22 protein-coding genes, 1 tRNA gene and 1 pseudogene are annotated in these 21,071 nt (G+C 64.4%); 6 read left to right on the forward strand and 18 right to left on the reverse strand.

Features of this window, described 5'->3' with window-relative positions:
• Positions 1-262, forward strand: a pseudogene (locus G568_RS0107640) (IS5/IS1182 family transposase); the annotation flags it as partial.
• A 456-nt stretch (positions 263-718) separates the two neighbouring features.
• Here the strand turns inward: G568_RS0107640 and G568_RS0107650 are convergent.
• Positions 719-2,347 carry an AMP-binding protein gene (locus tag G568_RS0107650; RefSeq protein WP_026757475.1) on the reverse strand — a complete coding sequence of 543 codons (1,629 nt, stop codon included), beginning with the start codon at positions 2,345-2,347 and terminating at the stop codon, positions 719-721.
• Between the two features lie 131 nt (positions 2,348-2,478).
• Here G568_RS0107650 and G568_RS0107655 point away from each other — a divergent pair, with 131 nt between their 5' ends.
• Positions 2,479-3,129, forward strand: a complete 651-nt coding sequence (locus G568_RS0107655; protein WP_026757476.1) for a sulfotransferase family 2 domain-containing protein — start codon at positions 2,479-2,481, stop codon at positions 3,127-3,129.
• Positions 3,130-3,263: 134 nt separating this feature from the next.
• Here the strand turns inward: G568_RS0107655 and G568_RS0107660 are convergent, their stop codons facing one another.
• From G568_RS0107660 to G568_RS0107705, 10 genes are all read right to left on the reverse strand, one after another.
• Entirely contained in the window at positions 3,264-5,459 is a 2,196-nt protein-coding gene (locus G568_RS0107660) for a 3-hydroxyacyl-CoA dehydrogenase NAD-binding domain-containing protein (protein WP_026757477.1), read from the reverse strand.
• Positions 5,456-5,929 carry a cupin domain-containing protein gene (locus G568_RS0107665; RefSeq protein ID WP_026757478.1) on the reverse strand — a complete coding sequence of 158 codons (474 nt, stop codon included), beginning with the start codon at positions 5,927-5,929 and terminating at the stop codon, positions 5,456-5,458. The genes G568_RS0107660 and G568_RS0107665 overlap by 4 nt, the downstream gene beginning before the upstream one ends.
• Entirely contained in the window at positions 5,929-7,140 is a 1,212-nt protein-coding gene (locus G568_RS0107670; RefSeq protein ID WP_026757479.1) for an acetyl-CoA C-acetyltransferase, read from the reverse strand. Before G568_RS0107670 ends, G568_RS0107665 begins: the two co-directional genes overlap by 1 nt.
• A gap of 12 nt (positions 7,141-7,152) precedes the next feature.
• Entirely contained in the window at positions 7,153-7,788 is a 636-nt protein-coding gene (locus G568_RS0107675; protein WP_026757480.1) for a glutathione S-transferase family protein, read from the reverse strand.
• Between the two features lie 139 nt (positions 7,789-7,927).
• On the reverse strand, positions 7,928-9,085 hold the full coding sequence (locus G568_RS0107680; RefSeq protein WP_026757481.1) for an acyl-CoA dehydrogenase family protein: 1,158 nt from the start codon (positions 9,083-9,085) through the stop codon (positions 7,928-7,930).
• Positions 9,082-9,294 (reverse strand): hypothetical protein, encoded by a 213-nt coding sequence (locus tag G568_RS0107685; RefSeq protein WP_026757482.1) that lies wholly within the window; start codon positions 9,292-9,294, stop codon positions 9,082-9,084. Before G568_RS0107685 ends, G568_RS0107680 begins: the two co-directional genes overlap by 4 nt.
• Positions 9,295-9,343: 49 nt before the next feature.
• Positions 9,344-11,122 (reverse strand): acyl-CoA dehydrogenase C-terminal domain-containing protein, encoded by a 1,779-nt coding sequence (locus G568_RS0107690; RefSeq protein ID WP_026757483.1) that lies wholly within the window; start codon positions 11,120-11,122, stop codon positions 9,344-9,346.
• Between the two features lie 22 nt (positions 11,123-11,144).
• A complete protein-coding gene (locus tag G568_RS0107695; RefSeq protein ID WP_026757484.1) occupies positions 11,145-11,546 on the reverse strand; it encodes a MerR family transcriptional regulator in 402 nt (133 codons plus the stop codon).
• A gap of 147 nt (positions 11,547-11,693) precedes the next feature.
• Positions 11,694-12,074 (reverse strand): MerR family transcriptional regulator, encoded by a 381-nt coding sequence (locus G568_RS0107700; RefSeq protein ID WP_026757485.1) that lies wholly within the window; start codon positions 12,072-12,074, stop codon positions 11,694-11,696.
• A 73-nt stretch (positions 12,075-12,147) separates the two neighbouring features.
• Positions 12,148-13,236 carry a putative manganese transporter gene (locus tag G568_RS0107705; RefSeq protein ID WP_051202843.1) on the reverse strand — a complete coding sequence of 363 codons (1,089 nt, stop codon included), beginning with the start codon at positions 13,234-13,236 and terminating at the stop codon, positions 12,148-12,150.
• Positions 13,237-13,436: 200 nt separating this feature from the next.
• Here G568_RS0107705 and G568_RS0107710 point away from each other — a divergent pair, with 200 nt between their 5' ends.
• The 3 genes from G568_RS0107710 to G568_RS0107720 are packed head-to-tail and all read left to right on the forward strand — an operon-like array spanning position 13,437 to position 15,698.
• The gene (locus G568_RS0107710; protein WP_026757487.1) at positions 13,437-13,865 is read left to right on the forward strand and encodes a PaaI family thioesterase; all 429 of its coding nucleotides are present in this window, start codon (positions 13,437-13,439) and stop codon (positions 13,863-13,865) included.
• Entirely contained in the window at positions 13,865-14,374 is a 510-nt protein-coding gene (locus tag G568_RS0107715; RefSeq protein ID WP_026757488.1) for a PaaI family thioesterase, read from the forward strand. Before G568_RS0107710 ends, G568_RS0107715 begins: the two co-directional genes overlap by 1 nt.
• The gene (locus G568_RS0107720; protein ID WP_026757489.1) at positions 14,367-15,698 is read left to right on the forward strand and encodes an MATE family efflux transporter; all 1,332 of its coding nucleotides are present in this window, start codon (positions 14,367-14,369) and stop codon (positions 15,696-15,698) included. The genes G568_RS0107715 and G568_RS0107720 overlap by 8 nt, the downstream gene beginning before the upstream one ends.
• Here G568_RS0107720 and arsC read toward each other — a convergent pair.
• The 4 genes from arsC to G568_RS0107740 are packed head-to-tail and all read right to left on the reverse strand — an operon-like array spanning position 15,695 to position 17,855.
• Positions 15,695-16,042 (reverse strand): arsenate reductase (glutaredoxin), encoded by a 348-nt coding sequence (arsC, locus tag G568_RS0107725; RefSeq protein ID WP_037373851.1) that lies wholly within the window; start codon positions 16,040-16,042, stop codon positions 15,695-15,697. The genes G568_RS0107720 and arsC overlap by 4 nt on opposite strands.
• Positions 16,039-17,097: a quinone-dependent dihydroorotate dehydrogenase gene (locus G568_RS0107730; protein ID WP_026757491.1), complete on the reverse strand. Its 1,059-nt coding sequence runs from the start codon at positions 17,095-17,097 to the stop codon at positions 16,039-16,041. Before G568_RS0107730 ends, arsC begins: the two co-directional genes overlap by 4 nt.
• On the reverse strand, positions 17,094-17,432 hold the full coding sequence (locus G568_RS0107735) for a DUF952 domain-containing protein (protein WP_026757492.1): 339 nt from the start codon (positions 17,430-17,432) through the stop codon (positions 17,094-17,096). Before G568_RS0107735 ends, G568_RS0107730 begins: the two co-directional genes overlap by 4 nt.
• A gap of 39 nt (positions 17,433-17,471) precedes the next feature.
• The gene (locus G568_RS0107740) at positions 17,472-17,855 is read right to left on the reverse strand and encodes a hypothetical protein (RefSeq protein ID WP_026757493.1); all 384 of its coding nucleotides are present in this window, start codon (positions 17,853-17,855) and stop codon (positions 17,472-17,474) included.
• A 167-nt stretch (positions 17,856-18,022) separates the two neighbouring features.
• Here G568_RS0107740 and G568_RS0107745 point away from each other — a divergent pair.
• Positions 18,023-18,096: transfer RNA gene (locus G568_RS0107745), tRNA-Gly, on the forward strand.
• 43 nt (positions 18,097-18,139) lie between these two features.
• Here the strand turns inward: G568_RS0107745 and G568_RS0107750 are convergent.
• From G568_RS0107750 to G568_RS0107760, 3 genes are all read right to left on the reverse strand, one after another.
• Positions 18,140-18,937: an ABC transporter permease gene (locus G568_RS0107750; RefSeq protein ID WP_026757494.1), complete on the reverse strand. Its 798-nt coding sequence runs from the start codon at positions 18,935-18,937 to the stop codon at positions 18,140-18,142.
• Positions 18,930-19,697: an ABC transporter ATP-binding protein gene (locus G568_RS0107755; protein ID WP_026757495.1), complete on the reverse strand. Its 768-nt coding sequence runs from the start codon at positions 19,695-19,697 to the stop codon at positions 18,930-18,932. The genes G568_RS0107750 and G568_RS0107755 overlap by 8 nt, the downstream gene beginning before the upstream one ends.
• An 80-nt stretch (positions 19,698-19,777) precedes the next feature.
• A complete protein-coding gene (locus G568_RS0107760; protein WP_026757496.1) occupies positions 19,778-20,791 on the reverse strand; it encodes an ABC transporter substrate-binding protein in 1,014 nt (337 codons plus the stop codon).
• Positions 20,792-21,071 lie beyond the last annotated feature (280 nt).

A 21,071-nucleotide genomic window follows, 5' to 3' on the forward strand; every position in this document is an offset into this window, starting at 1 on the left:
GTGGAAGACCGTCACCGCGGGTGCAATGGCCAGAAACGAGGCCCTGCGAGCTTCGAAATACCTCGGCCGCGCGATCTGGCGAAACTGGAGTGGATACCACCGCCGAAGCCGCGTCGAGACCAAAATGCACTGCGTGAAAATGCTGGGCCAGCGCCTCATGGCGCGGGACTTCGATCGTCAGGTTGCGGAAGTCCAAGTCCGCATCCTCGTCATGAACGGCTATACCGCGCTCGGCATACCCATAACTGAGCCCGTAGGATGAGTCTGTCTGGGGAAAGGGGGCGTCTGGCCTTCAACCAATTTGTGCAACAGAGTCATGCTGGTGCAGAAGTTTCCATCGGTCAATCTGACTTATTCCGAACTCTCGCGCCTGTCCACGACCGCTTTCATAACCGGACACGCGTCGAGTTCGATCTGGCTGCCGTCATTGGCCGAAATCCCCTCGTGCCCAGAACAGTCATTCGGATACAGCACCCTGCGCGGAATCGAGGCGCGGAGCGCCGCCGCGCATCGGTCATGCCGGAGGCATGCTTTCAGCATGACCCGCCCCCGGGGCACGGCAATTTGGTTGAGGCTTGCGCGACGCTTGGCCGGTTTTCGGGGTTGGCCGGGATAAAGTGCCCCGCACCAGTGGAGGGACGCCGCACCGCGGCCCGTCGAGGCGCGGCTTGTCGGGTGTTGGGGCAGGTCGGTTCCTATATTGGTCGTGGCGGGGCGCTCACTCCTTCTGCAGGGACTGGCGCAGTTCGAATTTCTGGATTTTCCCGGTCGAGGTTTTGGGGAGTTCCTGAAACACCACGTGCTTGGGCGTCTTGAACCCGGCCAGCCGTTCGCGTGCGTAGGCGATCAGCGTGGCCTCGTCGGCGCTATGTCCATCCTTCAGCTCGACAAAGGCGCAGGGAACCTCGCCCCATTTGTCGTCGGGCTTGGCGACCACGGCGCACAGCATGACATCGGGGTGCCCCATGAGAACGCCTTCGACCTCGACCGAGCTGATGTTTTCGCCGCCCGAGATGATGATGTCCTTGGCGCGGTCGGCAATCTGGACGTAGCCATCGGGGTGTTGCACCGCGATATCGCCGGAATGGTAGTAGCCGCCGGCGAAGGCCTCTGCCGTGGCCTTGGGGTTTTTCAGGTAGCCTTTCATCACGCCGTTGCCGCGGAACATGATCTCGCCAAGGGCCTGCCCGTCGCGGGGGGTGGGGTGCATCGTGTCTGCGTCCATGACGGTGACCTCTTCGAAGATTGGCATTGCCACGCCTTGCCGGGCCTTGCGGGCGGCGCGCGCCTCGCCTTTCAGGCCGTCCCATTTCGGTTGCCACGTGTTTTCGGTCCCGGGGCCGTAGGTTTCCGTCAGGCCATAGACATGGGTGACGTTGAAGCCCATCGGCTCAATCGCCGAAAGGGTGGCGGGGGCGGGGGGCGCGCCGGCGGTGAACACCTCGACCACGTGATCGAAATCGCGCCGCTGCTCCGCGGGGGCGTTGATGAGGGTGTTGAGGACAATGGGTGCACCGCCGAAATGGGTGACCTTTTCGTCGGCGATGGCGTCGAATATCGCAGGCGCAGTGATATCGCGGCAGCAGACCACCGTGCCGCCCACCACCGGCATCATCCACGTATGGCACCAGCCGTTGCAGTGAAACAGCGGCACGATGGTCAGGTAGCGCGGATACAACACCATGCGCCAGCTGATCACCTGTCCCATGGCGTTCAGGTAGGCGCCGCGATGGTGATACACCACGCCCTTGGGCCGGCCCGTCGTGCCCGAGGTGTAATTGAGCGCGATGGATTCCCACTCATCCTCCGGCATGATCCAGTCGAAGCCCGGATCGGCGGCGGCAAGCAGGTGTTCATATTCGTCGTAGTGCCCGGTTGCGTGGACGCCAGCAAAGTCGTCGGGCACCTCGATAACCGCAGGAGCCGGGCCCTCCATCCGCTCGAACGCCTCGGCCGCGACGGGCAGGAATTGCGGATCGACCAGCAGCACCTTGGCGCCGCCGTGATCAAGGATATAGGCGACAGTGTCGGCCTCAAGCCGCGTGTTGATGGTATTGAGCACTGCGCCGCAGGCGGGCACGCCAAAATGCGCCTCGGCCTGCGCGGGGATGTTGGGCAGCATCGTCGCCACCACGTCCCCCGGACGCACGCCCAGGGCAGACAGCGCGGAGGCCAGGCGGGTGACCCGGTCTGCATATTCGGTGTAGGTCTTGCGGTGCGAGCCATAGACTACGGCCTCGTGGCCGGCAAAAACCTCTGCCGCACGACGCAGGAATGACAGTGGCGACAGTGGAACGTGATTTGCCGCGCATTTATCCAATCCGGTCTCATTAGCCATCCAGCCCATTGTGGCCCTCCCGCATGCTGTTCTTTCCAACAGACTATGGCGCGCGGGCGGGGCAAGGGAAGGGGGCAATGCAGACCGGCGGCCCGAATGTGGGCTTTTGCTGGTGGCGCTGGTGGCATACCCTGCCGCGCATGATCATTTCACACGGGCGGCGCTACGTCTTTGTTCATATCCCCAAGACAGGTGGCACGGCGCTGGCGCTGGCGCTTGAAGGGCGGGCGATGGCCGATGATATCCTGCTGGGCGACACGCCCAAGGCGCGGCGGCGCAAGGGGCGGATCAAGGGGTTGCAGGCGAGGGGGCGGTTGTGGAAGCATTCGACACTGGCCGATATCGACGGGGTTATCACAGGCGACGAGGCGCAAGCGTTTTTCACCTTCACGCTGGTGCGCAACCCGTGGGATCGCATGGTCAGCTACTATCACTGGCTGCGTGCGCAGAGGTTTGACCACCCGCAGGTGCGGCTGGCGGGGCAGGTGGGGTTTGCGGAGTTCGTGTTGCACCGGCAGACCCGCGCGGCGATCCGGGCGGCGCCCTATGACAGCTACATGCGCGATGCGGCGGGAGTGGAGCGGTGCAGCGCGTATATCCGTCTTGGGTATCTGGAGCAGGATTGCGCCGCGCTATGGGATCACCTGGGGTTCCGGTTGGACATTCCGCGCGTCAATGCATCGGATCGTGATGCGGATTTCCGGCGCTACTACAGCGATGAGGCCGCGCAGGCAGTCGCGGAGGATTGCGGGGCGGATATCGCGCGGTTTGGCTACCGCTTCGACGGGTAGGGCGCGCGCTTGCCCACTTTTGGCAAAAAGGAAACCGCGCCCCTTGTGGGGGCGCGGTTGCTTGCTTTTCAAAGTGGGGGCGCTGCCCCCACGCCCCCGGAGTATTTGGGGCAAGATGAAGCAACGTGCGCGTCTCAGGCTGCCTGTGCCTCGGGGCCGAAGCGGCCATAGAAGCTCTGGTTCTTGTCGGCCATCTCACGCAGAAGTGCCGGGCAGGTAAAGCGCGGCCCGACCTCTTTGGTCAACTGGTCGCAACGCTCGGCCGCGTAGGGCGTGCCGAGGATGTCGAGCCACGAGAACGGCCCGCCCGACCACGGCGCGAAGCCCCAGCCGAGGATCGCGCCGACGTCGCCTTCGCGGATATCCTCAAGCACGCCTTCCTCCAGCGCGCGCACGGCCTCGAGCACTTGCGCGAACATCAGGCGGTGCTGCACCTCGATGAGGTCGGGCTGTTTCTCAAGGCGGGGATACTTGTCGGCCAGGCCGGACCAGTATCCAAGGCGTTTGCCCTTTTCGTCATAGTCAAAGAACCCGGCCTTGGATTTGCGGCCAAGGCGGCCTTCGCCCTCCATGAAGAAGATGATCTGGTCCACCTCGTCATCGGGGTAGTCATCGCCCATGGCGGCCTTGGTGGCGCGGGCGATCTTGGCGCCCAGGTCGATCGAGGTTTCGTCCACCAGTTGCAGCGGCCCCACTGGAAAGCCCAACTGCCGCGCCGCGTTGTCCACCAGCGCGGGCGCGACGCCTTCCTTGACCATGCGCATCCCTTCGTTGATGTAGGGAATGATGCAGCGGTTGGCGTAGAAAAAGCGGGCATCATTGACGGCGATCGGCGTCTTGCGGATCTGGCGCACGTAGTCCAGCGCCTTGGCCACCGCGCGATCGCCGGTTTGCTTGCCCTTGATGATCTCAACGAGCGCCATCTTCTCGACCGGCGAGAAGAAATGGATGCCGATGAACTGCTCGGGCTTGTCGCTGGCCTTGGCCAGCTCGGTGATCGGCAGGGTCGAGGTGTTGGAGGCAAAGATGCAGTCGGGGCCGACCACGTCCAGCGTGCGCCGGGTGACCTCGGCCTTGATCTTGGGGTCTTCGAACACCGCCTCGATGATCAGGTCGCAGCCTTCAAGCGCCGCGTAATCGGTGGTGGCGGTGATGCGGTCAAGGGTGGCGGTTTTCTTTTCCTCGGTCGCCTTGCCGCGCTTGATGCCCTTGTCCATGTAATCGGCGGTATAGGCCTTGCCCTTGTCGGCGGCTTCCTGATCCTGGTCGATCAGCACCACCTCCATGCCCGCCTGCGCCGAGACGAGGGTGATGCCCGCGCCCATCATGCCCGCGCCCAGAACGCCCAGCTTTTGCACGCGCTGATCAGGGGCCTCGGGCCGGTTGGCGCCCTTTTCCAGCGCTTCCTTGTTGAGGAACAGCGACCGGATCATCGCCGCCGATGACGGGTTCATCAACACGTTGGTGAACCAGCGCGCCTCGATCTTGAGGGCGGTGTCGAAGGGCACCAGCGCGCCTTCGTAGACCGCCGACAGCAGGGCCTTGGCGGCCGGGAAGGCGCCCTGCGTGCGACCGTTGACCATGGCGCTGGCGCCGACGAAGGTCTGGAAGCCCGCCGGGTTGTAGGGGGCGCCGCCGGGCATCTTGTAGCCCTTGGCGTCCCACGGCTTGACCAGGTCGTCATCCTTGGCGTTCAGGACCCAGTCGCGCGCGGCGGCCATCGGGTCTTCGACGACCTCGTCGATGATGCCGGCGCCCTTGGCCTTTTTCGGATCGACCAGCTTGCCCTCGAGCAGGTAGGGGGAGGCCCCCATCGCGCCCAGCTTGCGCACCAGCCGCGTCGTGCCGCCGGCACCGGGGAAGATGCCGACCATGATCTCGGGCAGGCCGATCTTGGCCTTGGGATTGTCGGCCGCGAATACGCGGTGCGTGGCCAGCGGCAGTTCCAGCCCGATACCGACGGCGGTGCCGGGCAGGGCGCTCGCGATCGGCTTGCCGCCCTTGTTGGTCTTGGGGTCCATGCCCGCGCGCTCGATCTTTCTCAGGGCGCCGTGCATCTGCATGATCCCCTCGAAGAGGCCGCGCGCAGGCTCGTCGCCCGCGTCCTCTTTCATCTTGGCCAGCGCATTGAGGTCCATGCCGCCCGCGAAGTCCTTCTTGGCGGAGGTGATGACGATCCCCTTTACCGCATCGTCGGCCAGCGCGTCGTCGATCAGCCCGTCCAGCGCCATCAGCGCCTCGGTGCTGAGCACGTTCATTGATTTTCCGGGGCAGTCCCAGGTGATGACGGCGACGCCATCGGCGTCTTTTGTCATTGTGAAATCAGTCATTTATCGTCTCCCTTGTAGGGTGTTCCGTCTTTGCGGGTGAAGGCTGCACCTTCCGCGGACATGGTCACTTTGAGGTCTATATCGCTATACCACGCGGCCTCTTCCGGAGTGCGGGTGCCGATCACCAGAAAGCGGGCCTCCTCGGCGGTGTGGTTGACGAGGTGATGGCCGTTGCCGTCGCCCGCCGGGAAGGTGGCGCAATCGCCGGCCTGCATGTGGTGTTCGCCGTCATCGTCGATGAGCGTGCACGCCCCGTGTATTACCATCACGAATTCGTCCTGCCGTTCGTGCCAGTGGCGCAACGAGGATTTCGCGCCCGGTGCGAGGATCACGATATTCGCACCGAACTGCGTGAGCCCGCCCGCGTCGCCAACGCGCAGCGAGGAGCGCCCCGCCATTTCGGCATCATAAGGCGCCGGATAGATCGAGCCGGTGCGCGGTGTGACGCGGCTTAGGTCGATCTTTGGCATCACACCCTCTCGATGATGGTTGCGGCGCCCATGCCGGACGCAACGCACAGCGTGGCCAGCCCGGTGCCCTTGCCGGTGCGCTCCAACTCGTCCAGCAGCGTGCCGATGATCATGGCGCCGGTCGCGCCGAGCGGATGGCCCATGGCGATGGCGCCGCCGTTCACGTTGACCTTGTCATGATCCACGTCGAAGGCCTGCATGAAGCGCAGCACGACGGCCGAGAATGCCTCGTTCACCTCGAACAGGTCGATGTCGGAAATCGACATGCCGCTTTCGCGGAGGATCTTTTCGGTCGTCGGCACCGGGCCGGTCAGCATGATGGTCGGGTCGGTGCCGATCTTGGCGGTGGCGCGGATGCGTGCGCGCGGCTTGAGGCCCCATTTCTCGCCAAACTCGCGGCTGCCGATCAGCAGGCCGGCGGCGCCATCGACGATGCCACTGGAGTTGCCGGCGTGGTGGACGTGCTCGATCCGCTCAAGGTGCGGGTACTTGAGCTGTGCAACCTTGTCGAAGCCCGGCATCGTCTCGCCCATGTCCTTGAACGAGGGCTTGAGCGCGCCAAGGCTTTGCATGTCCGTCTCGGGGCGCATGTGTTCGTCGTGCTCAAGTATGGGCAGGCCGTTCTGGTCGCGCACGGTGAGGATGGAGCTCGCAAACCGGCCGTCGTCCCACGCTGCCTTTGCGCGGCGCTGCGATTCCACCGCAAGGCTATCCACGTCGTCGCGGCTGAAGCCATACTCGGTTGCGATGATGTCGGCGCTGATGCCCTGCGGCACGAAATAGGTGTCCATGGCAAGGCTGGGGTCCACGGCGATGGCCGCGCCGTCGCTGCCCATGGGCACGCGGCCCATCATCTCGACCCCGCCGGCGATATAGCCATCGCCCGCGCCGCCGCGTACCTGGTTGGCGGCCAGGTTCACGGCCTCCATGCCGCTGGCGCAGAAACGGTTGATCGCCAGGCCGGGGATCGATTGATCGAGCGAAGAGCCCAGAACCGCGCTGCGCGCAAGGCAGCCGCCCTGTTCCATCACCTGCGTGACGTTGCCCCAGATCACGTCCTCGACGGCGTGCCCCTCAAGGTTGTTGCGCTCGCGCAATGCATCCAGAACGCCGGTGCTGAGCCGTACCGAGGTCACCTCGTGCAGGGCGCCATCCTTGCGGCCCTTGCCGCGCGGCGTTCGAAGGGCGTCGTAGATATAGGCATCTGTCATGATTGGTCCTCCTCAGGCCCGGTCGGAAGGGTTGCCGGGCATCAAGTCATACGGGTGTTTCCAGCCCGGCTGTTCGCTGATCCGGGTCAGCCAGGCGTCTATGTGGGGCCAGTCGGCCCGATCGAAGCCAAACGGTTCGGTGTAAAAGAGATACCCGCAGCAGGCGATATCGGCGGTGGTGATCCGGTCCCCGACCAGCCAATCCTTGTCCGACAGCTCCTTGTCGAGCACCTTGTAGGCGGCGCGCAGGCGCCCTTGCAGAAAGGCGATCACGTCGTCGGAGCGTTTTTCGGGCGGCAGGAAATTCATGATGAAGCGGGTGGTGCCGGCCTGTCCGGACAGTTTGTGATTGTCCCACAAGATCCAGCGCAGGATCTCGCGCCGCTCGTTGGCGGAGTGGCCGCCCAGCTTGGAGGCGCGGGTGCTGATGAAATCCTGGATGACGCCCGATTGGCTCAGTACCAGATCGCCGTCGACCATCACGGGCACCTCGCCCATCGAATTGATCGCCAGGAATTCCGGGCTGCGATGCTCGCCTTTGAAGAAGTCCACAAAGACCGGCTCCCACTCGAGCCCCGCCAGTTGAAGGGTCAGCGCCGCCTTGTAGGCATTGCCGCTCTCGCCGAAGCAATAGAGCTTGATAGTCATGTTCCGTCCTCCGTTTTGGTGGGGGTTTCACACCCCCACACCCCCGTGGAGTATTTCCGGCAAGATGAAGCATGTGAGATTTCATCTTGCCTAAAATACTCCCGCCGGAGGCGTCCCTCGTGTGCCGATAGCGCATCGTTCATGACGATTTCCCTTGGGTGAAACTGCGCGCGATCAGTTCTTTCATGATTTCGTTGGTTCCACCATAGATCCGCTGAACGCGGGCGTCGGTCCACATTTCCGCGATCGCGTATTCCTGCATGAACCCGTAGCCGCCATGCAGTTGCAGGCACTCGTCCAGCACCTCGCCTTGCGTGTCGGTTGTCCAGTATTTCGCCATGGCCGCCTTTTCCACCGACAGCGCGCCGCGCAGGTGTTCGCAGATGCATTCATCGAGGAAAGCGCGGGCCACTTTCGTGCGGGTGAGGCATTCGGCCAGCTTGAAGCGCGTGTTCTGGAATTGCGTCAGCGGCCCGCCGAACGCCTCTCTCTCGTTGCAATAGGCGATCGTGCGCTCGACCGCGCCTTCCATCGCTCCGACCGCGCCACATGCGATGATCAGCCGTTCTTGGGGCAGTTGGCTCATCATTTGGGGAAACCCTTGGCCCTCGGCGGCGCCGAGGATGTTTTCGGGCGGTATTTCGACGTTGTCGAAGAACAGCTCGGACGTATCGGCGGCGTGCATGCCCACCTTTTCAAGGTTGCGCCCGCGCGTGAACCCGTCGGCTTGATCCGTTTCGACCACGACCAGCGACGTGCCCTTGGCGCCCGCGGCCGGGTCGGTCTTGGCCGCGACGATGATGAGGTCGGCATGTTGCCCGTTCGAGATGAACGTTTTCTGCCCGCTTAGCCGGTAGGAGTTTCCCTCGCGCACCGCGCGGGTCTTGATCGCCTGCAGATCCGAGCCAGTACCTGGCTCGGTCATGGCCAGAGCACCCACCATTTCGCCGCTGACCATCTTGGGCAGCCAGCGTTGCTTTTGCTCTTCGGTGCCGTAGGCGAGGATGTAATGCGCCACGATGCCGGAATGGATGGGGTTGCCCCAGCTTGCGAAATTGGCACGGGGGTGTTCCATGCAGATCACCGCCTCGTGCCCGAAATCGCCGCCCGCGCCGCCGTATTCCACGGGGATGGAGGGGCACAGCAGGCCCAGTTCGCCCGCGCGGTTCCATGCATCGCGGTCCATCTCGCCTTGCTTGCGCCAGCGCTCGAACTGGGGGGTCCATTCCTCGGCGATGAAGCGCGCGGCCATATCGGCCAGCATCCGGTGCTCTTCGGTCATCCATTGCGATGTCATTTCTTGCGCGCCTCCAGTTCGGAATTGAACAGCCGCAAGCGGTGCGTGAAGCTGTCCTCGTCTATGACACTGTTGAAGTTTTCGAACAGGAAGGACAGCAATTCGCCCTCATCAAGGCCCGCTTGGGACGATAGCGCGCGGAGGCGGCGATAGCCGTCTTCGGTCATCGCGACGGGAAACCGGCGGGTCAGGCGAAAGCGCTTGGGCATTGATCCTCCGACGCTTGGGGCGCGCGGTATGCGGCCGCCCCTTTGGGTTTCAGAACTGTTCGGCGTCCAGCGCCATGACCGTGCTGCCGCCGGAGTTGATCCGCGCCAGGTGCATTGCCGTGGCGGGCAGGCGGCGCGCCATGTAGTAGCGCCCGGTGGCCAGCTTGGTTTCATAAAATGCGGTGTCGCCCGCGCCTGCGTCCAGTGCCTCTTGCGCGGCCTTGGCCATTTGCGCCCACATCAGGCCAAGGCAAACGTGGCCAAAGAGGTGCATGAAATCATACGAGCCCGAGAGCGCATCGTTGGGGTTCTTCATGCCGTGCTGCATGAAGTACATGCCGGCGGCTTGCAGGTCTTTCGAGGCGGCCTTGAGCGGGTCGAGGAAATCGGCCTTGAGGGCCTCGTTGTCTTCGTTTTCCTTGATGAAGCTTTTCACCAGGTCGAAAAACGCCATCACGTGCTTGCCGTTGTCTGTGGCCAGCTTGCGGCCCACGAGATCCAGCGCCTGGATGCCGTTGGCGCCCTCGTAGATCATCGCGATGCGGGCGTCGCGGGCGTACTGCGACATGCCCCATTCCTCGATATAGCCGTGCCCGCCGTAGACCTGTTGCGCGAGGATCGTCATGTCGAACCCCTCGTCGGTGAGGAACCCCTTGATCACCGGGGTCATCAGGCTGATCAAGCCATCGGCGTCTTCGTCGTCCATTCGGTGGGACCGGTCGATCAGCATCGCCCCCCACAGCATGAAGGCGCGCGCCCCCTCGACAAAGCTTTTCTGATCCAGAAGCGCCCGGCGGATATCGGGGTGCACGATCAGCGGATCGGCCGGCCCGTCGGGGTTTTCCGGCCCGGTCACGGCGCGCCCTTGCAGGCGGTCCTTGGCGTAATCGACAGCGTTCTGATACGCGATACCGGCCTGAGCAAGACCCTGCATGCCAACGCCGATGCGGGCCTCGTTCATCATGGTGAACATGGCGCGCATGCCCTTGTGCTCTTCGCCCAAAAGGTACCCGGTCGCCTCGTCATAGTTCATCACGCAGGTGGCGTTGCCGTGAATGCCCATCTTGTCCTCGATCTTGCCGCAGGACACGCCGTTGCGATCGCCAAGCGTGCCGTCGTCCTTCACAAGGAACTTGGGCACGATGAACAGCGATACGCCCTTGATCCCGTCGGGGCCGCCGGGGATCTTGGCCAGAACCAGGTGCACGATATTGTCGGCCAGGTCGTGTTCGCCCGCCGAGATAAAGATCTTTTCGCCCGACAGCTTGTAGCTGCCATCGTCCTGCGGCACGGCCTTGGTGCGCATCAGGCCCAGGTCGGTGCCGCAATGCGGTTCGGTCAGGTTCATCGTGCCGGTCCATTCGCAGGACACCATCTTGGGCAGGTAGGTTTCCTTTTGCGCCTCCGTGCCATGCGCCAGGATGGCCGAGGCCGCGCCGTGGGTCAGGCCCTGGTACATGGTGAACGCCTGGTTCGCGGCCGAGAACATCTCGCCCACGGCGGTGCCCATGACATAGGGCATGCCTTGGCCGCCGTATTCCTCGGGCATGTCCAGCCCCGTCCAGCCGCCTTCGCGCACCTGATCGAAGGCCGCCTTGAACCTGTCGGGCGTGCGCACGACCCCGTTTTCAAGCCGACACCCTTGCGTATCGCCCACCTGGTTGAGCGGGGCCAGCACCTCGGAAGTCAGCTTGCCGGCCTCGTCGATCACCGCGGCGGTAAAGTCGGCCTCAAGGTCGTCATAGCCGGGGACATCGGATTGCGAAACCTTGAGAAGATCGTGCAGGACGAACTGCATGTCCTTGATCGGTGCGGAGTAACTGGGCATCGGTGTCTCCCTTCGGGCGGGCCTATTCGGCGGCGCGTTTCGGTTGGCGGATCGAGGCAAGCATCTTCTCGCCCCATGTCATCTGTTCGCGCAGGTCCGCGATCGCGGTGTTGATCTCGTCGCGCTGGCGCTCAAGATCGCGCAACCGCTCCTGCGCGATGTCGTAGGTGCGCATCAGCTGTGTCTGCTGCGCGTCGCCCATATCGTACAGGTCCAATAGTTGACGAATTTCTTCCAGGCTAAAGCCAAACCGCTTGCCGCGCAGGATCAGCTTGAGCCGCGCGCGGTCGCGCTTGGTGAACAGGCGCTTCTGCCCCTCGCGTATGGGGGCAAGTAGCTCTTTCGCCTCGTAGAAACGCAAGGTGCGGGGCGTTACATCGAACGCATCGCACATCTCGCGAATTGTCATGGTATGGTCCGGCATCGTCTTCTCCGCTGGCGTCTGTCAAATGCAGAGGTGTGTCTGTTGCGCCGTCGATACAACACCTCGCCTGCTTGACGTAACCACAACGCCACGTCACTTTCACGGTTGACGTAGCATAACGTAACGTCAACTTCGCGCAGGCAAGGATCAGCCTTCGCGCCGGTGTAGCTCGTCGGCGGTGTCGTCGCGCAGGCGCTTCAGCTCTTGCATGGCCTCTTCAAGCTGTGCGCGCTGCTCGGCAAGTTCGGTAAGCTGCCGGTCGGCCATCGTGATCCATGCACGCATCTGCGCGACGGTGCCTTCCTTCTCATAGATCAGGAGCCACTGGCGGATTTCCTCAAGCGGGTAGCCGAACTTGCGCCCGCGCAGGATCAAGGTCATGCGGGCAATCTCGCGCGGGCCGTAAAAGCGGGTACGCCCTTCGCGTTCGGGCTGGAGAAGCTCGATATACTCGTAATAGCGCAGCGTGCGCGGCGTCACGTCGAATTTCGCGCACATTTCCTTGAACGACAGGCGAGGCTGCGACATCGTTGGGCCCTTCTTCCGGTTGCCCTTATCCTGCATCGGCACGGCGGCTTTGGCCAGCCCCCGTGCCACCCGATCAGGACATAAAGCCAGGCGCCAGGAAGTAAAACCCGTAGGCGACAATCAGGGCCGGAATGGCCGAGTAGACAGTCGCCAGAACCGCCGCGCGCGGATTGAGTGCGATCGCGGGGAACAACGCGTCGCCATCGTTTGAGATCGCGTTCCCCATCAGCACCGAAAACGGAACCACGCCGTTGATATACAGCGTTGTCACAAGGATTTGCGGGCCGCAGCCGGGAACGAACCCGATCAGTATGCCGATCAGGGGCATGACCGGCATCACCGTCTGGAACATCACTTCAAGGTCCAGACCTGCAAATTCGACCGCGTATTCGTAGGCCATGAAGGCCCCGATCACCCAGACCCCGATGAAACTGGTTTCCTCGGCCATGCGCGTTGTGGGGGTGTCCTTTGCGTTCGTCATCGCCTGCAACGGTGATGTCGCCCAGATCGCCAGTCCGGCAGCGGTGCCAGCAAGGCCCAGTACCAATGGCAATGTCGCACCGAACAGGGCGCTGGTATCGATATTGATCAGGTCCGCAACGCCGATAACGAGGCCGGGCACCGCGAGCAGCAGGTAGATCACGTCGCGCGGGCGGAGTTTGCCGAAAAGGTAAGGCGCCTCGCAGTGTCCATTTGGCGTTGCGTTCAGCTCGTCGCCGCGCAGCCAATCGATCACCCACCCCGAGATGACCCCGACAACCAGCGACAAGGGCAAGACAACCACCGCCGCGTCGGGGCGGGTCGCGATCAGCAGGAAGGCCGCATCGCCCATTGTCGCGGTCAACGCGGCCACTACCGCGCCAAACCGGACGTTGCCGGACGAATAGGCGGCCACCACGACGACGGCCCCGCCGCAGCCCGGCGTTGCCCCCATGAGCGCCGCGATCGGCGCCTGTGCCCGGCGGGTCGCCTTGAGCGCCTCGCCGATGTCGAAACGGAACAGTCTTTCGGACCCGTAGAACAGCAACAGCGTCGCCGCCACGAAGACCGAGACGCCGAAATACGCATCGACCATCAGGCCACGTGTCACCACGCCCAAATGGCCGGGAGCCAGTGCCGCGAGCATCAGTGCCGTCGCGATCAGCAGGCGTTTCGGTTGCATCGGGGGGCGGCTTGTCGAAACTCCCGGCGCTTCGCGCGTCAGTTCTACGGCAGAAGCGGCTGTGGTGTCGGTGGGCGGCATGGGGTCCTCGCGCGATGTTGGCTTTTATTGCGAATGATTATCAATAACGGAAAATAGCACTTGCATCCCAAAAGGCAAGCCCGAATAACTCGGGCGTATCCGGCATAGGAGTACCCGCAATGACCAAGGGTCCCGACAAGACGAAAATGGCGCGTCAGTTCACCGAGGCGATCCCGCACGCCAAGGCGCTGGGGATGGAGTTTACCCACCTCGCCGACGGCGTGGCCGAGATGCGTCTTCCCTATGACAGCCGTTTCATTGGCGACCCCGAAACCGGTGTTATGCATGGCGGCGCGGTCTATGCGCTGCTTGATACCTGCTGTGGCGCGGCGGTGATGAGCCACCCCGCCAACCCCGGCGCCACGGCCACAATCGGGTTGAGGGTCGACTACATGCGCGCCGCAACCCCGGGGGAGGCGATACGGACGCGCGCCGAATGCTATCACGTCACCCGCTCGGTCGCCTTTGTGCGGGCCACGGCGTTGGACGATGACGACGATCGCCCGGTTGCCACCGCGACGGGCACCTTTACCGTGGAGGGCACATAATGGCACGTCCCCGCCCCGAACCCGTTCAGGTGGTCAAGCAGCGCCGCGATGCGGCCTTGCGCGCGTTGGTGCATGGCGTGCCGTATATCCAATACCTCGGCATCGAGTTCGACCGCCGCGGCGATGAGCTGACGGCGGTTCTGCCGTTCGATGAGAAGCTGATCGGCAACCCGCTTTTGCCCGCGATCCACGGCGGCGTGACCGCCGCCTTTCTCGAGGTGACGGCGGTGATCGGCCTGAGTTGGGCAACCCTTTGGGAAGAGATCGAAAGTGGCAAGCTTGATCCCGAGCAATTGATCGACGGCAAGCTGCCGCGCCTGCCCAAGACCATAGATTTCACCGTGGACTACCTGCGGTCGGGGCTGCCGCGCGATGCCTATGCGCGCGCGCAGGTCAACCGCTCGGGGCGGCGCTATGCGTCGGTTCATGTCGAGGCGTGGCAGGACAACAAGGCCCGAGCATTCGCGCAGGCCACGGGTCATTTCCTCATGCCCGCGCGCGATGGCTGAACCCGTCGCGGCATCGCCCGCCGACATCACGCATGCGCGGGTTCTCAAGATCGCGCTGCCGATTGTGCTGTCGAATGCGACGGTGCCCATCCTCGGCGCGGTGGATACCGGCGTGGTTGGCCAGCTGGGGCAGGCGGCCCCGATCGGCGCGGTCGGTGTCGGGGCGATTGTCATCACCGCCATATACTGGATCTTCGGGTTCCTGCGGATGGGCACCACCGGCCTGACCAGCCAGGCGCAGGGCGCGGGGCGGCGCGGCGAGGTGGCTGCGTTGCTGACCCGTGTGCTGATGATCGGGATGGCCGGGGGGCTCTTGGTTATCGCGCTCCAGGGGCCGATCTTCGGGGGTGCGTTCGTCGTTGCCCCCGCCAGCGCCGAGGTCGAGGAACTGGCGCGGTCCTACATGGGCGTGCGGGTGTTCAGTGCCCCCGCCGCCATCGCGATCTACGGCGTGACCGGGTGGCTGATCGCGTTGGAGCGTACGCGCGCCGTTCTGGTCATACAGGTCTGGATGAACGGGCTGAACATTCTGCTGGATCTATGGTTTGTCCTTGGCCTGGGTTGGGGTGTGCAGGGCGTGGCGCTGGCGACTTTCATGGCGGAATGGTCGGGGCTGGCGCTGGCGCTTTGGATGTGCCGCGATGCGTTCCGCGTGCCGGCCTGGCGCGATTGGCCCCGCGTGTTCGACGGGGCGGCCCTGAGCCGGATGGCGGCGGTGAACACCGATATCCTGATCCGCTCGCTACTGTTACAGGCGATACTCGTGTCTTTCATGCTACTTGGTGCGGGGTTTGGCGATGTGACGCTGGCAGGCAACCAGGTGTTGCTGCAATTTCTGCATATCACCGCCTATGCATTGGACGGCTTTGCCTTCGCGGTCGAGGCGTTGGTGGGGCAGGCCCTGGGCGCGCGCAACGCCTTCAGCCTGCGCCGCAGCGCGCTATTGGCCAGCATCTGGGGCGGTGGCAGTGCGCTGGCGCTGGCGGTGGTGTTCGCGGTGGCGGGGGGGATGATCATCGACATCATGACCACCGCAGAAGAGGTGCGCGCCGCGGCACGCAGTTACCTGCCCTACATGGTGGCGGCGCCGATCGTGGGCTTGGCGCCTTGGATGCTGGACGGGATATTCATCGGGGCTACCCGGTCGCGCGACATGCGCAACATGATGGCGGTGAGTTTCGTGATCTACCTGGTGGGCGTGCTGACGTTGGTGCCGATGATGGGCAACCATGGCTTGTGGCTGGCGCTGTTGATCTCGTTTGTCGCGCGGGGGCTGACGTTGGGGTTGCGCTACCCTGCGCTGGAGCGGTCGGCACAGGGCTAGGCGGATGCAACATCGAGAACCCGTTCGGGCGGGCGGCCTATGACTGCCGCGCCGCCCGCAATGGCAATGGGCCGCTCGATCAGCTTGGGCCGGGCTGCCATGGCGGCGATCAGGGTGTTCGCGTCATCGCTTGCAGACAGGCCCATGGCGGTGAACTCGGGCTCTTTGACGCGCATCATGTCGATCGGCTGCAGGCCAAGCATGCCGATCAGGGCGCGCAGTTCCGCCTGATCCGGGGCGTCTTCCAGGTAGCGGCGCACATCGATTTGATGTCCGGCATCCTCAAGCAGCTTGAGCGCGGCGCGCGACTTGGAGCAGCGCGGATTGTGCCACAGCGTGATCATTGCCAGTCGGCCCGCCCCGTTCCCACGGCCTCGGCCACGTTGGCAAAGCCGTCGCGTTCCAACAGGCGGTCAAGCCCGCGCGCGATGTCCCCGACCAGCGATAGCCCCCGGTAGACCAGCGCCGAGTAGAGCTGCACCGCGCTGGCACCGGCGCGGATCTTCTCGTAGGCGTCGCCGGCACTGCCGACACCGCCAACACCGATCAGCGGGATTTCTCCGTCGGTCAGCGCCGATAGCCGCGCCAGCACGCGCGTGGATCGCTCGAACAGCGGCGCGCCCGACAGGCCGCCCGCCTCGGTCGCGTGGGGGCTGTTCAGGCCGTCGCGCGCCAGCGTTGTATTGGTCGCGATGATCCCCTGAACCCCGGCCTCGCGCGCGACGGCGGCGATATCGGACAGCTCTGCGTCGGACAGGTCCGGCGCGATCTTGAGGAACACGGGGATCGGGCGGGGCAGGGCGGCCCGCGCCGCCATCACGCCCGCCAGCAACTCGGCAAGCGCCGCGCGGCCCTGTAGATCGCGCAGCTTTTCAGTGTTGGGCGAGGACACGTTGACCGTCGCGAAATCCAGGTGCTGCCCGCAATGCGACAGCACCCGCGCGAAATCCCCGGCGCGGTCTTCGCTATCCTTGTTGGCGCCAAGGTTCAGGCCGATCACCGCATCCTTGGGCCGCCGCGACAGCCGTTCGCCGATCGCGTGCATTCCGTCGTTGTTGAAGCCGAACCGGTTGATCACGGCGCGATCTTGGGACAGGCGAAACAGGCGCGGGCGCGGGTTGCCGGGCTGCGGGCGCGGGGTGGCTGCGCCCACCTCGACAAAGCCAAAGCCCGCCCGCGACAGCGGCGATAGCGCCACGGCGTTCTTGTCGAAACCCGCCGCAAGGCCGATCGGGTTGGCCAGGTCCAGATCGGCCACGTGGCAGCGCAGGCGCTCGGACGTGATGACCCCCGGCAGCGGCACCGCCCCCAGACGCAGCGCGGCGATGGCAAGCCCGTGGGCGCGTTCCGGATCGATGCAGCGCAGGGCGGCGCTCCCGATCTTGTCCAGGGCGCTCATTCCATGCCCTCGGGGAAGGAATGCGCGCCGTCCCGGAGCGGGAGCGGCGCGGACCATGCCACCTCGGACAGGGTCAAGGTTCGGTACAGATGCGGGAAAAGATCGCCGCCGCGCGACGGCTCCCACGCCAGGTCGGGGCCAAGGCGATCGGCGTCGAACGCGGCGAGGGTCAGATCGGTGTCGCCCGCGAAATGCTTGGCTGCGGTCTCCGACGCCTGCGCGGCGGTGGATAGGTGGATGAACCCATCCGCCAGATCGATCGGCGCGCCGTTGGTGACGCCGTCGCGCTGGAACTGCGCCCACTCATCGGCGCGGAATATCTTGTAGATCAACATGCTATTCCAATGCCCCCCGCGCGTGCGGCGGTCAAGGGGTCAGGGGCTGAGGGTTGCATCGAAGGACAGTGCCGAGCGCCCATCCGCAGTGTCTGGTGCGATGCTGATCGTGGCGTTTTCAATTCCCGACCCTGAGAATTGAACCTGCTGGCTTTCCAGTTCCGTTGAAGAGGCTTCGACGTTGAACCCTTCGTCTTCGAGGGCCGTGCGCCAGCGTTCCAGCAATTCGGTCGAGTCTTCCTCGGTCGATATGCGGAAGACACGGATCGAGCTTCCGATCGCGCGGTCGGTCACGACTTCGATATCGCCGGGCATTTCCAGAACCTCTGGAATCCAGTCTTGCACCTCGATCTCGTTGCCGGCGTGTGCCGGCAGCGTGAGCAGGAGCACGGCGGCGGCGACCGGTAGAAGCTTGGCAAACATGGCGTGTCCTTCGGTTGGCCTTTGTGAAACGCTTCTGGAACGCTAGTGTTCCATACCCTGTAATTCAAGCGGCGACTGCAGGGCGGCGATCCGTCGCCCAATCCCTGCCAATCAGGCTGCATTTGCTCTTGTCATCGGGCCCGGACGGGCCGTATAGAGGACCTCGCGCGGGTGTAGCTCAATGGTAGAGCAGAAGCCTTCCAAGCTTACGACGTGGGTTCGATTCCCATCACCCGCTCCACCACTTCCCCTATATATACCGCGAACGGTGGCGGCGTGGCCAGCTAGACGCGCCAGCTTAGCAATCGGCGCTCCACCCATGCGATGCCCGAGCTGGTCAGCACCCCGAGCGCGGACAGAATCACCACGCCCGCGAACAGGCGCTCCAGATCATAAAGCGAGCCGGCCTCGAGGATGTAGGCGCCGATGCCGTGTTGCGCGCCCAGCATCTCCGCCGCGACCAGCAGGATGATCCCGATCGCGATGCTGACGCGCAGCCCCGACAGGATGCCGGGCAGGGCGCCGGGCAGGACGATCTTGCGCACGATGGACCACCACGACAGGCCGAAGCTTTGGCCCATGCGGATCAGGGTGCGATCCACGTTATCGACCGCCCCGTAGGTTGAGACCACGGTGGGCGTGAAGGTGCCGAGGGCGATCAGGGCGTATTTGCTGCCCTCGTCGATGCCGAACCAGATCACGAAGAGCGGCAGCAGCGCGATCTTGGGGATCGGGAAAAGGGCCGCGACAAGGGGCACGAGGCCCGCGCGGATCAGGCTGAAAAGCCCGATCAGCACCCCCACGGCGATGCCGGCACTGACGCCCATGGCGGCGCCGATAATCAGGCGCGACAGCGACGGCAGAAGGTGTGCCCACAGAAGGCCCGTCTGCCACAAGTCGCCGAAGGTGATCAGCACGTCGGAAGGGCGCGGCAGCGTCAGGTTGGAGATCCAGCCGGCGCGGGTGCCCCATTCGATGAGGGCGATCAGGACCACGAAGGTCGCGATGCCGACGCCGCGGATATGAACCGGGCGGAAGCCGCCGCCGCGGTAGGGGACGGGGCGGGGGGAGTTATCAGACATCGGCCAGCTCCGCGTCGGCGGCGGCGGCCTCGTCGCGCATGACTTGCCACAGGCGGGCCTGGTGGGCCTCGAGAACGGGATCTCCGAGGCGGCGCTCGGCCAGGGGGGTATCGATTTCAACGACCTCCTGGATGGTGCCGGGGCGGCGCGAAAGGACCACGATCCGGTGCCCGAGGCGGACCGCCTCGGCGAGGTTATGGGTCACGTAGACGGCGGTGAAGGGGGCGCGTTCCCACAGGGAAATAAGGTCGTCCATCAGCAATTCGCGGGTCTGGCTGTCGAGGGCCGAGAGGGGTTCGTCCATCAGCATGACCGCCGGCGTGACGGCCAGTGCGCGGGCGATCGCAACGCGCTGTTTCATGCCGCCCGAGAGCTGCTTGGGCAGGGCATCGCGGAAATCAGTCAGCCGGGTGCGGGCCAGAACGTCGTCGATGATCGCGCGTGATTCACTGCGGGACAGGTTCGTATCCTCCAGAACCAATTGGATGTTTCCGGTCACGCTGCGCCATGGGAGAAGGGCGAAGTCCTGAAAGATGTAAGTCAGCGGGTTGAGGCATCCGGGCGGTTGCGGGCCCTGTTGCAGGACCGCGCCGCTATCGGGGGCTTCGAGCCCGCCGAGGAACCGCAACAGGGTGGACTTGCCGCAGCCCGAGGGCCCGACGATGCAGACGATCTGCCCCTCGGGGATCGTCAGGTTGATATCCGAGAGCACCTCGACATCGCCGTAGCGATGCGAGATCGCATCGAGCCTCAGTTCCATTTCAAGGGGCCTTTCGGGTGATGGGCGGAACCGCCGCCATGAACAGGCCGCGGCGGCGGTTCCGGTCGGGTGTCATGGCGTTACATGGTTTCCACGTAGGAGGCGTCGACGAGCGTCTCCATCGTGACCGACGGCTTGACCAGGTTCTCGGATTTGAACCAATCCAGTTGATCCTGCACCGAAGTGGTGTTGAGCGCCGCACCCGCGTTGATGCGCATCGCGCCGTTGCGGATCGAGGGGGCCGCTTTTTCATATGGGCGGTCTGTATAGACATACTTGTGAATCAGGCGCACCATCTCTTCGGCGGCATCCTCGCCGGCGGTCTTGTCAACGAGGGCGGCGTTGAAATCATCCGCGCCGCGCGCGAAGGCCGACAGGAACGCCTCGGTCTTGGCGCGCTCGTTGGCGGCGTTTTCGGCCGAGGTGAACACGGTCGTGACCTGGTAGTCGGGCAGGTAATCGGCGACATCGCCGATGATCTGCACCGCGTCGCCGCCGGCCAGCGCCTTGGCGATATGCGGCACGATCGACCATGCATCGACCTGCCCCGATTTCATCGCCCCGATGATCGCGCCGACCTTTTGCAGTGGCACGAACTCCATCTCGGCACCCTCGGCGGCGGCGATTTTCGATCCCATGTAGTGGAACGACGAGCCCGCCTGCGTCATGGCAAAGCGCTTGCCGTCCAGCATTTCGGGGCTGGTCAGGCCGGCGTCGAACGCGGCGTTGGAGGCCAGGATTTTCTGCCCGTCGATGCCGGGCTCTTCGCTCAGGGCGCCGCCGATCACCTTGGCCGCGCCTTTCTCGGCCAGGCTGATGAGGCCGCCCGATATCGCGGTGACGGCGTAATCGGCATCTCCCGAGGCGATGGCGACGGCCATCGGTTGCGCCGCCTGGAAGAATTTGAATTCGACGTCAAGGCCGGCGTCCTTGAAATAGCCGCGCTCGAACGCGACGAACGAGGCGGCGTGGCTGGTGAAGCGCAGCGCGCCGACGGTCATCTTGGTGTCGGCCAGTGCCGGGCTGCCGAGAATCGGCAGGCTTGCGGCCCCGCCCAGAAGGCCCATGGCCCCGCGGCGTGTGAGTGTCGTCATTGGTCTGTCCTCCCCTGAAACGTCAGCGGCTTGGGGCGCCGCGCAACCCGGCACCGTCCGCAAAGCGCGAACAGTGCCGGGGGAGTTTGCGATTCAATGCCGGGGGAAATCAACCCGTCTTTGGCGGCGGGGTAGGGGAAATGTTTGGGGGGGAGCCGCAAGGTAATTTCACGGCGACACAGTGTAAGCCGGGCGAGCGCCAGCCCGTGGGGTGGTGCTGCAACGGTTTGGTGATGCATTTTATCCCGCCAAATACCTCCAACCTATCCATGGCGGTGCA

The sequence above is a fragment of the Sediminimonas qiaohouensis DSM 21189 genome, assembly GCF_000423645.1.
GTDB lineage: Bacteria > Pseudomonadota > Alphaproteobacteria > Rhodobacterales > Rhodobacteraceae > Sediminimonas > Sediminimonas qiaohouensis.

Coding starts and splice junctions, on each gene's coding strand:
- G568_RS0107650 (WP_026757475.1), bottom strand. CDS start 2,347: ATGGGCTGGATGGCTAATGAGACCGGATTGGATAAATGCGCGGCAAAT.
- G568_RS0107655 (WP_026757476.1), top strand. CDS start 2,479: ATGATCATTTCACACGGGCGGCGCTACGTCTTTGTTCATATCCCCAAG.
- G568_RS0107660 (WP_026757477.1), bottom strand. CDS start 5,459: ATGACTGATTTCACAATGACAAAAGACGCCGATGGCGTCGCCGTCATC.
- G568_RS0107665 (WP_026757478.1), bottom strand. CDS start 5,929: ATGCCAAAGATCGACCTAAGCCGCGTCACACCGCGCACCGGCTCGATC.
- G568_RS0107670 (WP_026757479.1), bottom strand. CDS start 7,140: ATGACAGATGCCTATATCTACGACGCCCTTCGAACGCCGCGCGGCAAG.
- G568_RS0107675 (WP_026757480.1), bottom strand. CDS start 7,788: ATGACTATCAAGCTCTATTGCTTCGGCGAGAGCGGCAATGCCTACAAG.
- G568_RS0107680 (WP_026757481.1), bottom strand. CDS start 9,085: ATGACATCGCAATGGATGACCGAAGAGCACCGGATGCTGGCCGATATG.
- G568_RS0107685 (WP_026757482.1), bottom strand. CDS start 9,294: ATGCCCAAGCGCTTTCGCCTGACCCGCCGGTTTCCCGTCGCGATGACC.
- G568_RS0107690 (WP_026757483.1), bottom strand. CDS start 11,122: ATGCCCAGTTACTCCGCACCGATCAAGGACATGCAGTTCGTCCTGCAC.
- G568_RS0107695 (WP_026757484.1), bottom strand. CDS start 11,546: ATGCCGGACCATACCATGACAATTCGCGAGATGTGCGATGCGTTCGAT.
- G568_RS0107700 (WP_026757485.1), bottom strand. CDS start 12,074: ATGTCGCAGCCTCGCCTGTCGTTCAAGGAAATGTGCGCGAAATTCGAC.
- G568_RS0107705 (WP_051202843.1), bottom strand. CDS start 13,236: ATGCAACCGAAACGCCTGCTGATCGCGACGGCACTGATGCTCGCGGCA.
- G568_RS0107710 (WP_026757487.1), top strand. CDS start 13,437: ATGACCAAGGGTCCCGACAAGACGAAAATGGCGCGTCAGTTCACCGAG.
- G568_RS0107715 (WP_026757488.1), top strand. CDS start 13,865: ATGGCACGTCCCCGCCCCGAACCCGTTCAGGTGGTCAAGCAGCGCCGC.
- G568_RS0107720 (WP_026757489.1), top strand. CDS start 14,367: ATGGCTGAACCCGTCGCGGCATCGCCCGCCGACATCACGCATGCGCGG.
- arsC (WP_037373851.1), bottom strand. CDS start 16,042: ATGATCACGCTGTGGCACAATCCGCGCTGCTCCAAGTCGCGCGCCGCG.
- G568_RS0107730 (WP_026757491.1), bottom strand. CDS start 17,097: ATGAGCGCCCTGGACAAGATCGGGAGCGCCGCCCTGCGCTGCATCGAT.
- G568_RS0107735 (WP_026757492.1), bottom strand. CDS start 17,432: ATGTTGATCTACAAGATATTCCGCGCCGATGAGTGGGCGCAGTTCCAG.
- G568_RS0107740 (WP_026757493.1), bottom strand. CDS start 17,855: ATGTTTGCCAAGCTTCTACCGGTCGCCGCCGCCGTGCTCCTGCTCACG.
- G568_RS0107750 (WP_026757494.1), bottom strand. CDS start 18,937: ATGTCTGATAACTCCCCCCGCCCCGTCCCCTACCGCGGCGGCGGCTTC.
- G568_RS0107755 (WP_026757495.1), bottom strand. CDS start 19,697: ATGGAACTGAGGCTCGATGCGATCTCGCATCGCTACGGCGATGTCGAG.
- G568_RS0107760 (WP_026757496.1), bottom strand. CDS start 20,791: ATGACGACACTCACACGCCGCGGGGCCATGGGCCTTCTGGGCGGGGCC.